Origin of the sequence: Alkalihalobacillus bogoriensis ATCC BAA-922, assembly GCF_000621445.1 — a bacterium.
Classification (GTDB): Bacteria; Bacillota; Bacilli; order Bacillales; family Bacillaceae_F; genus Bacillus_AO; species Bacillus_AO bogoriense.
This window is the reverse complement of the sequence record NZ_KK211283.1, coordinates 24899-34256: the sequence shown is the minus strand read 5'-3', so window position 1 is coordinate 34256 and position 9358 is coordinate 24899. Positions and strand designations below refer to the sequence as shown.

9 protein-coding genes are annotated in these 9358 nt (G+C 37.8%); 1 reads left to right on the top strand and 8 read right to left on the bottom strand.

Annotated elements, in window-relative coordinates:
• Positions 1-716: 716 nt before the first annotated feature.
• The 6 genes from arsA to T323_RS29640 all read right to left on the bottom strand — a co-directional run bounded on the left by arsA (position 717) and on the right by T323_RS29640 (position 5607).
• Entirely contained in the window at positions 717-2477 is a 1761-nt protein-coding gene (gene arsA, locus T323_RS0125175) for an arsenical pump-driving ATPase (RefSeq protein WP_026675729.1), read from the bottom strand.
• Between the two features lie 13 nt (positions 2478-2490).
• The gene (gene arsD / locus T323_RS0125170; RefSeq protein ID WP_035179960.1) at positions 2491-2847 is read right to left on the bottom strand and encodes an arsenite efflux transporter metallochaperone ArsD; all 357 of its coding nucleotides are present in this window, start codon (positions 2845-2847) and stop codon (positions 2491-2493) included.
• 65 nt (positions 2848-2912) lie between these two features.
• Entirely contained in the window at positions 2913-3332 is a 420-nt protein-coding gene (arsC, locus tag T323_RS0125165) for an arsenate reductase (thioredoxin) (RefSeq protein ID WP_026675727.1), read from the bottom strand.
• Positions 3333-3350: 18 nt separating this feature from the next.
• On the bottom strand, positions 3351-4661 hold the full coding sequence (locus tag T323_RS0125160; RefSeq protein ID WP_026675726.1) for an arsenic transporter: 1311 nt from the start codon (positions 4659-4661) through the stop codon (positions 3351-3353).
• Positions 4662-4687: 26 nt separating this feature from the next.
• A complete protein-coding gene (locus T323_RS0125155) occupies positions 4688-5023 on the bottom strand; it encodes an ArsR/SmtB family transcription factor (RefSeq protein WP_026675725.1) in 336 nt (111 codons plus the stop codon).
• Positions 5024-5475: 452 nt separating this feature from the next.
• Positions 5476-5607: a hypothetical protein gene (locus T323_RS29640; RefSeq protein WP_279390780.1), complete on the bottom strand. Its 132-nt coding sequence runs from the start codon at positions 5605-5607 to the stop codon at positions 5476-5478.
• Positions 5608-5835: 228 nt separating this feature from the next.
• Here T323_RS29640 and T323_RS0125145 point away from each other — a divergent pair, with 228 nt between their 5' ends.
• Positions 5836-7224 (top strand): tetratricopeptide repeat protein, encoded by a 1389-nt coding sequence (locus tag T323_RS0125145; protein ID WP_026675724.1) that lies wholly within the window; start codon positions 5836-5838, stop codon positions 7222-7224.
• 47 nt (positions 7225-7271) lie between these two features.
• Here T323_RS0125145 and T323_RS0125140 read toward each other — a convergent pair whose 3' ends face one another.
• Together T323_RS0125140 and T323_RS27680 are read right to left on the bottom strand one after the other, a co-directional pair.
• Positions 7272-8840 carry an MDR family MFS transporter gene (locus tag T323_RS0125140; RefSeq protein ID WP_026675723.1) on the bottom strand — a complete coding sequence of 523 codons (1569 nt, stop codon included), beginning with the start codon at positions 8838-8840 and terminating at the stop codon, positions 7272-7274.
• Positions 8841-8855: 15 nt separating this feature from the next.
• A complete protein-coding gene (locus T323_RS27680; RefSeq protein ID WP_051556725.1) occupies positions 8856-9290 on the bottom strand; it encodes a MarR family winged helix-turn-helix transcriptional regulator in 435 nt (144 codons plus the stop codon).
• Between the last annotated feature and the right edge of the window lie 68 nt (positions 9291-9358).

The window sequence follows — 9358 nt, the reverse complement described above, 5'->3', positions numbered from 1 at the left end:
GTTTTGTCCTTCATCGCCTTTATGAAGGACACTTTCGCTTCATTTTCTCCTCGTTTTGTCCTTATTTTGTCCCTCACCACTGTATTAATAACAACGGCTAAATTTGCATTTAACGAAGTTTAACGTGTTCGTTTCATAATAAATATAAAAAGCTTAAGAAAAACGTGAGAGCGTCTTTTCTTTCAAGCTAAATCCGGAGCCCTGCCCGCTTTTTAAAGTGAACCCCAAGTGCTCTTCTTGGGTGAAACGCGCAGGTGCGCAGCCTTCGCTTTTCTAGAATTAGCTTTCAAAGCATCACAGCTACACCAATTTTTTTCTTATCTTTCAAAAAAAGAACTATCGAGTTTCGATAGTTCCCGTGGTGAAATGTAGTTATCGGGGGAGCCTTTCCACGCCTCTTACTCAACCACACTCTTTCATTTATTAACAACAATCATTTGTCCCTAATAGCACAAATCCTCGCTGTCCGTTATGTTCTTGTACATCTAGAGTTATTGTTTTTGCCTCGTGTTCAATCATCTTATCAATGGCAACCGTAATCCCTGAAATCTCTTCTACAATATCATCTTCTTCTGGCTCATCCAGAGCCAGTCCAATCTTAGGGCTCCCTCAGCCCATGCCCGCAAAATAAAAGCGAACTGCGCTTGCTTGTTTTTCTTCCATAATTTCAAGTAATGTTTCTTTTGCTGTTGCTGTAATCTCCATCTCTGTACCTCCTATGTTAGTAAATCTTTTACATGCTTATATCCAATCGTATCATGAATTTGCCAAGGTGTGATAACGGTTTGACTTGTTAATGTTTGTATTTTCTCTATCCATTTCCATTCTGCTGTTGCTCGTTGTTTTAAAATCGGGTCTGTCGTCGTTGTCATCGCAAAGCTTTGATTAATTACTGTCCATGTTGGACTGATTTCAGCTCGTTTTAAATCATCAGCCAACCGCTTTGCTTCATAATACGGTGTTGCTTCTGGTAAAGTTACAATGATAACATCTGTTTCTCGGTTATTACGTAGTCTTGGCAATAAGCGTTCAACTTCCTTTGGAACTTCACCTGTTGTTCTTGTTACTTCCTTTTGGTAAGACTGAGCTGCGTCTAATAATAGTAATGTGTGACCCGTTGGCGCCGTATCTATAACAACAAACTGATTTTCCGCTTCGTCGACAACTTTGGCAAATGCTTGAAATACAGCAATTTCTTCCGTACATGGTGATTGTAGGTCTTCCTTTAAATAAGCTAAGCCATTTTCATCAAGCATATCTTTTGCCTTTGATAAAATATCTTTTTTATATTTTTCTACTTCAATATCAGGATTAATCACACTCATTTGAAGATTTTTTTTCGTGATTTCGTTCCCAAACACGTGAGATAAGTGAGCAGCCGGATCGGTTGTCGTTAAGTGTACTTGATGGCCTTGCTCAGCTAATCCAATCGCTATCGCTGATGCAATTGTAGTTTTCCCAACGCCGCCCTTTCCCATCGTCATGACGACACCACTTTTCTTTTTCCCCAGTGTATGTAGCAGCTCCGATAATGGAGGAAGCGTTGTTTTGTTTGTTTCTTCTTCCGTTTCCAGCCTTTCACTTTCTTTAAAAAATACTCGTAATGCCTCTGTCCCTGTTATTTCATAAGACACAAACGGAATCTCAAATGTCGGAAGTTTTAGTAAACGACCTGTCAATGTTTCAAGTGCCTGTTCCTGGCGGTTGTAAAACGCCTTTGCGATTTCATCAAATTTTTCATATCGCTGCATCTTGCCATTAATAATGAGCCATTGATTTTGTAAGCCAATGTCAAAGAGTTCAGCTGATGCCCGGTTCGCTTCTTGAATCGCGGATTTATCCGGTCTCGTTACTAATAACAAGGTTGTTTTTTCTTTATCCGATAACGCATGAACAGCTTCATTGTACAGGTGTTGTTTTTCAGCTAAACCAGAAAGCGGACCTAGACATGATGCGCCATGTGTGGATTCTTCTAAAAACTGTGACCATGCTGTTGGTAACTGTAATAATCTTAACGTGTGGCCAGTTGGTGCCGTATCAAATATAATATGGTCGTATTGATTTCTGATTTCTTCATTCGTTAAAACGTCAGCAAATTCATTAAATGCTGCAATTTCAACTGTACATGCTCCTGATAATTGCTCTTCCATTTGCATAATAACTGGTGCTGGAAGCTTTTCTCGATATGGTCCTATTACACTTTCTCGGTACTGCGCTGCGACTTGTTCTGGATTAATGTTTATCGCAAATAAGCCGTTTACATCAGGGATAGCTATGGTTTGACGGTCAATGTTTATACGGAACACATCTTGTAAATTCGAGGCCGGGTCTGTGCTTACAATTAACACTTTTTTCCCTACCTCAGCTAACTGTAGCGCGGTGGCACATGCTGTTGATGTTTTTCCAACGCCACCTTTCCCCGTAAAAAACAAATAACGGGTCATTTCCATCTCTGCTGGAAGAAATCGCTGCCTCATAATATCCACCCTTTTATAACAGTTTAATTTCTTTTCCTAAGCTTTTCTCTTTTTTTGTAAAAAGACTTATATCCAGTCCTGTCCACTTAGCAAGTTCTTCATTTGTTGGATATTCACCTATTTTTTCAACTTTGTCATTTACAATCACAATAGGAAGACTATCTGTTCCTTTCTCCTCCAATAATTGAGTGACCTCTTTCTGATCCACATACGCTTGTGGTTCAGAAGTTAAGTTATATCGAACAATGGAAATGCCCTGCTGTTGAAGCATATAAATCGCTGTCGCTACTCTTGTTAACTCTGGGTCTACGTTCGGTCCGCACACACCTGTATCACAACACATTGCCGGATCAAATATTTCTATTTTCATTCGTATTCCTCCTTTTTTGCGCTATACATGGAAGGGATGTTTCAAAGGAAACATCCCCTTACTTTTTATTTTCCTGTTTCAGCAAACTCTTTTATTCTATCGCGAATTTCATCACGTACTCGCTGGAAAAATGCCCATTTTTCTTCATCTGTTCCTTCTGCTTTAGCCGGGTCATCAAATCCCCAATGAACTCTGTCTTTATTCGGTGGTGTTGCAGGACATACATCATTAGCATGACCACATAAAGTAACAACAAGGTCTGCTTTTTGTAAAATTTCAGGGTTTATCGTATCAGATGTTTGCGCTGAAATATCTACTCCCGCTTCTGCCATCGCTTTTACTGCATTCGGATTGACACCATGTGCTTCAATCCCTGCCGAATAGACATCATACTTCTCGCTTAAAAAGTATTTCCCCCATCCTTCTGCCATTTGGCTTCTGCATGAATTCCCTGTACATAAAAAATAAATAATTGGTTTTGACATCATAATTCCCCTTTTCATTTAAAGTATGAGTAATAGCCATAAATACAAACCAACTAATGTGATAAACAATGTTGGTAACGTTAATATAATTCCAACTTTAAAATAATAACCCCACGTGATTTTTACACCTTTTTTCGCTAACACATGAAGCCATAATAATGTAGCTAACGATCCTATCGGTGTTATTTTTGGCCCTAAATCAGAACCAATAATATTGGCATAAATTAATGCTTCTCTCATTGCTCCTGTTGTGGAAGTATCTGCTATTGCAAGGGCATTAATCATTACTGTTGGCATGTTATTCATAACCGAAGACAATATCGCAGCAATAAACCCCATTGAAATCGTTCCAACAAATAATCCTTGTTCTGCCGCCTGTTCAATCACAATCGCTAACATATCGGTTAAACCTACATTTCGTAAGCTATAGACAACAACATACATTCCAATTGAAAAGACAACAATCGCCCAAGGCGCTCCTTTTATAATTCCAGGGGAGCTTAATTGTTCATTTTTCGCACTAATCATTCTAAAAATAAAATAAAACACAAAGGCCACTGGCATAGCGACAAACGATACTGGAATTTCAATAAATTCACTGACAAAATACCCAATTAATAATACAGCTAAAATCCACCATGATAATGAAAATAACTGTTTATCTTTAATCGCTTCTTCAGGTTTCTTTAATTGATCCATATCATATTGCTTCGGAATGTCTTTTCTAAAGTAAACATACAAGACAAGAATACTTGCACCTAGTGCAAAGAAGTTCGGAACAATCATTCTTGTCGCATACTCGACAAATCCAATTCCAAAAAAGTCGGCCGACACGATGTTTACTAAATTACTAACAATCAAAGGCAATGACGTCGTATCCGCGATAAAACCACTTGCCATAATAAACGGAAGAATCATCGCATCTTTAAATCGCAAAGCACGGACCATCGCTAATACAATCGGGGTTAAAATGAGGGCGGCCCCATCATTTGCAAATAATGCTGCTACAACCGCTCCTAATAAAGAAACATAAATAAACATCTTTATTCCATTTCCATTTGCAAACCGTGCCATATGTAAGGCGGACCATTCAAAAAATCCAATTTCATCTAAGATTAGTGAAATAATAATGATCGCCACAAAGGTTAATGTTGCATTCCACACAATCCCCGTTACGGTTAGAACGTCTCCAAAATCGACAACACCAACAAGTAAAGCAAGTACTGCTCCAATCGTGGCAGACCAACCTATTGATAAACCTTTCGGCTGCCAAATCACGAGCACTAATGTAAGCAGGAAGATGGCCGACGCTAAAACTACAGAAGTCATAGTAACTCCTCTCCTCTTTTACCTAATTATTCACAACAAACCCGCAACCCCTTCTGTTCAAGGTCATGTAATTTTTCTTTTTGACTAGGAAGATGTTTCAATAATGAAACCATCAGCTCATATGCTTCATGATTTGCATTTGCCCGATAAAAAATCCATTGACCACGCCGTTCCTCAAGTACTAACCCTATATCTCTAAGTTTTCGAAGGTGTTGGCTTACAGAAGGTTGACTCATATCAAAAAGAGAAACAAATTCACACACACAGCATTCATCTTCCATTAAAAGCGACATCATTGTCAGCCGTGTTTTATCGCCTAGAAGCTTTAAGACCTTCGTTGCTGTCTCAATTTGAACCGTCATATTGATTCTCCTTTCTCTTTCATAAAATAGTATATAAGCATATACTTATATACGCAATAGTATATTATCTTCTTTACAAACTCTTAACCTTTCTAGAATAAGCTTTCAAAGCTTCAATGCTAGTTCTTACCATGCGACCAAGCCATTCATCATACAGCGAGTTCTCGTTCGGACATATATTCCGCTATTTTAACAAAAATGAGCCTTTTTCATTTTTAACGGACATACGTTCCGCTATTTGGCCAAACGAACATGAAAAGCTCCCAGTTTTTCTAATATAACAGAACAGATGTCCGTTCGCTTTTCATAAACTTGATTTTTTCTAAGAATAGCGGAACCTATGTCCGTAACGTTACGTTACCCCGCAGCACCTAAAAAAACAAGAAAAAAGCTGCCGATATATCTCGACAGCCTGAAAATTTGCAAACAGCAATTTTCACTTAAGTATATTCTTATTCTCCTGTTTCTACATCCTCAATTGGCTCACTATCGATTGGCTCATCTGTTCCTTCTCCACCGCATGCAGCTAGCATACTAATTGCAAGTAAACTTGAAGCAATTGTTAATAAAAACTTCTTATTCATTCTTACCGCCTCCTAGAATTGGTAGATGACTGCTTTACCTCTCTCACTCTACCACTGGTACAAGCTGGGAGAAAAGAGGATTCCTTACATTCAGATACTCTTTTATACTCATTTGATAATTGCCCATTTGTTTTGACATTGTTACATACTTCTTTTACCTTTTTCCAAAAGGTGTAAGAAGCTGGAATATGTGGTATGATAAAGAAAACGAACAGGGAGGAATGTTTTTTGAACAAACCTACGATTACGTTACTCGTTGGAAAGAAGCCAGTAGAAGCTTCCGTTACTCAACTTGTCATCTATGCTCAAAGTCAAATTGTCGAAGCGCACTGCTCCCAAAATCAGCTTTACTATATTTTGTTTTACAAAGAAAAAATGATAACAGCAGTGAATGCTACCCGTATAAGAAGGTATTCACATATGGAGCATGCTTTAAAAAACGGGATAACATTTCCTGCCCCACATCCACTTCTCACTCTTCTTTTGAGTTCAAACAAGACATTTCCAATTATGCAAAAAAGCCACATTTCATCTTTCCTAACTTCTATACAACGATCATACGACACATATGAAACAGCGCTTATTTTCACGTATTTAGAATCGTTTGTCCCGAAAAAATTGTTATTTGAAGAAATTCAACAATTATACTTTCAATGTCGGAGAAACGGACAAACCTTTGGATGCTATCGGATTATCCAAATTTTAAAAAAGTTCGCACCGAAACATAAATGGGTTAAAGAATTTAGTAACTCTTTGCAGTTTGGAAAATATACGGATTTATATGAAAAGCCAACTAACTCACTGTTTGAAAAAGACCCGCTTTATTTGGAGCACTATTATTTTATTACAAGAGAAAAGCCATCCCATGCAAAAAAACTTGAAGAATATTATCTTTCACATAAACGAATCATATCCTATTTATCATTACTAATCGAAGCTTGTAAAAAATCCATTATCGATTACCAAACCTTACTTTCATTACTATCCCCCTATTTCAAAAAAGAAGAGCTCACACATATTTTAAAGAACATTAGTGACCATTCATATCAATGTCATTCATTTCATTCTGAGCTTTATGAACGGCTATTACAAGAACAGCGTTATATTGATGCGCTACAACTTGTCATTTCTAAACAACTTTCACTACCGACTTATAATCAATCACTCGATACATTACTTGAGAAAATTCCCGTTGAAAAAAATCCTTTATTACAAACGAAAACAGTCAATTTACCATTACTTTATTCTAACTCAGAAAAAGCTGAACGTTGGTTACAACGATATGTTCGTTATTTATTGGTGGATCACTCCCTTACAGACGTCCTACAGTTATTACGGCCGCTTAAAGACAAATACCCGACGTTATCGATTATTAAAAAGTTGGAGACTATGGTTGAACTTCAAGATAACCCTGATGCACAACGGGAGCTTGGAGATTTATACCATGAATTTGCCCTAATGGAAAAGGCGATTGAATGTTATACATTTGATATGGAGTTACATGAATATGATCCAAGACCCATACAGTCGCTTGCAAAAATTTACCGGGAAATAGGTCAAACGGACGAAGCAACGATGTACCAACAGCTTTATGTCGAAGTTAGAAAACGTGCTTAAGATAAAAGCAGACTCAAAGGCCACATACCTCTTGAGTCTGCTTTCTCTTACTCTTGCCTTATATTTTCTTCCGTTACAAGCTCTTCGTTTGTTTGACGCAAAGGGATTTCTTTTAACGCTAATGTCATCCCAAACGCTCCCACAATAACAATTCCACAAACAATAAACACCCCTGTTAAACCGTAACTTAGCGCTTCTCTTAACATTAGCAAATATTGTTCAAACTCAGCATACGCTTGCTCTGGTATTGTCATTTTTATCTGTTCGACCATTTCTTGATCCATTAACACCTCAGCACTAATTTCAGCTGCAACCTCTGGCAATCCTGCATCAGGAACACCTTCCATTTGCTTTGCTAACCGTGAGCTCATCACCGTTCCTAATACCGCAACCCCGATTGTTCCCCCCATTTGCCGACTAAGTTGTGACGTTGCTGTAGCGACACCTAAATATTTATGTGCAACCGCATTTTGAACCGTTAATGTAAAAATCGGCATCGTTAACCCTAAACCAATCCCCGTGATGACTAAATAAATGACCATCAAAAGAAGAGAGCTACCCGGTGTCAATGTGGCATTTAAAAAGAACCCTACCGCCATAATGAGAAAGCCCAACAGTGCTAATTTCTTATACTTCCCCGTTTTTGTAATGAGTTGACCTGCTAGAGCACTACAGATCACTAAAGCGATCGTCATGACCATTTCCACCAACCCTGAAGTCGTTGCACTTCTTCCAAGTACTCCTTGGACATAGAAAGGAGCGTACATAATGATGCCAAACATCCCTGCTCCTGATAAGAAAGAAACAATATTTGAAATCGAAACAATGCGGTTTCCAAAAAGATGCAGTGGTACGACAGGACTTTTTACTTTTCCTTCAATAAAAATAAAAAGACATAACAAAACAATAGCTACACTAAACAGTCCTATAATTTCAAACGATATCCAGTCAAATTGAGTCCCTGCCCAGCTAAACCCTAGTAACACAGTTAAGATAAACCCCGATAATACAATGGAACCCACAAAATCAATTTTTTCTTTCTGTTTTCTTTCAGATTGTGGGTATAGCTTCAAAATCATGAAAAAAGCAATCATTCCAACAGGTAGGAAGATCCAAAACACCCATGACCAATTCATATTATCGACAATCACTCCACCAAGTGTTGGTCCAAATAAGCTTGAAACGCCAAAGACTCCCGTCATTAACCCTTGCCAACGTCCTCGTTCACGCGGAGAAAATAAATCACCAACGGTTGTCATAGCCGTAGACATAATCATTCCCCCACCAAATCCTTGTAGTCCGCGAAATGTTATCAGTTGAGAAATGGAGGTTGAAAAACCACAAAGCAAGGAACCTAGGATAAAAATAATGATACCGACCAAAATAAATAATTTTCTTCCGTATAAATCAGAAAGTTTTCCTACTAAAATCGCTGTAATACTTGAGGTTAGCATATAAATCATAAACACCCAGTTGAAATATTCCATTCCCCCAATATCTGCAATAATTTTAGGGAGAGACGTTCCAACAATGGTCATATTTAACGCCGCAAATAACATGACAGACATGACAGCAATCATAATTGTTATTTTCTGTTTCATATCAAGGTGTTCCAAATCATAAAACCTCCACTATTTATTTGTATTAACTGCTTTAAAGATCGTTGAAATTTCATCGATCGCTTGAATCGTTGCTTGTAATTTTTCTTCAGAAACAGAAAATAAAATTTGCTCTAGTTTTTCTACATTCCGTTTCTTTGTGTGAACAACATACTCTCTCCCTTTATCCGACAACGTAATCATAACGACTCTTCTATCTTGTGTGTTTCGTTGCCTTTCGATTAACCCTAGACTTTCTAATTTATCAGCTATTGATGTTGCCGCTCCTGGTGTAATCCCAAAATGATTGGCAATATCAGTCGTTTTAATTTGTCCATGGTTATAAATCGCGAACAATAAAAACATTTGCCCATGCGATATGCCCTCATTTTCGTTCGGCCGCAGCACTTCAACCGTTTCTTCATGAATTTGTTTTAAAGACACAATCAGTTGTTCATATATATTCAATTATTCCACTCCTATTATTTTAATTACTAAACTATTCACTTTCTAAAATATATCTCGCGTTCACACTT

What these genes read in the sequence shown, in the direction of transcription:
- T323_RS0125160 (WP_026675726.1), bottom strand. Translation starts at nt 4,661, where the DNA reads ATGACTTCTGTAGTTTTAGCGTCGGCCATCTTCCTGCTTACATTAGTG.
- T323_RS0125155 (WP_026675725.1), bottom strand. Translation starts at nt 5,023, where the DNA reads ATGACGGTTCAAATTGAGACAGCAACGAAGGTCTTAAAGCTTCTAGGC.
- arsA (WP_026675729.1), bottom strand. Translation starts at nt 2,477, where the DNA reads ATGAGGCAGCGATTTCTTCCAGCAGAGATGGAAATGACCCGTTATTTG.
- T323_RS29640 (WP_279390780.1), bottom strand. Translation starts at nt 5,607, where the DNA reads ATGAATAAGAAGTTTTTATTAACAATTGCTTCAAGTTTACTTGCAATT.
- arsC (WP_026675727.1), bottom strand. Translation starts at nt 3,332, where the DNA reads ATGTCAAAACCAATTATTTATTTTTTATGTACAGGGAATTCATGCAGA.
- arsD (WP_035179960.1), bottom strand. Translation starts at nt 2,847, where the DNA reads ATGAAAATAGAAATATTTGATCCGGCAATGTGTTGTGATACAGGTGTG.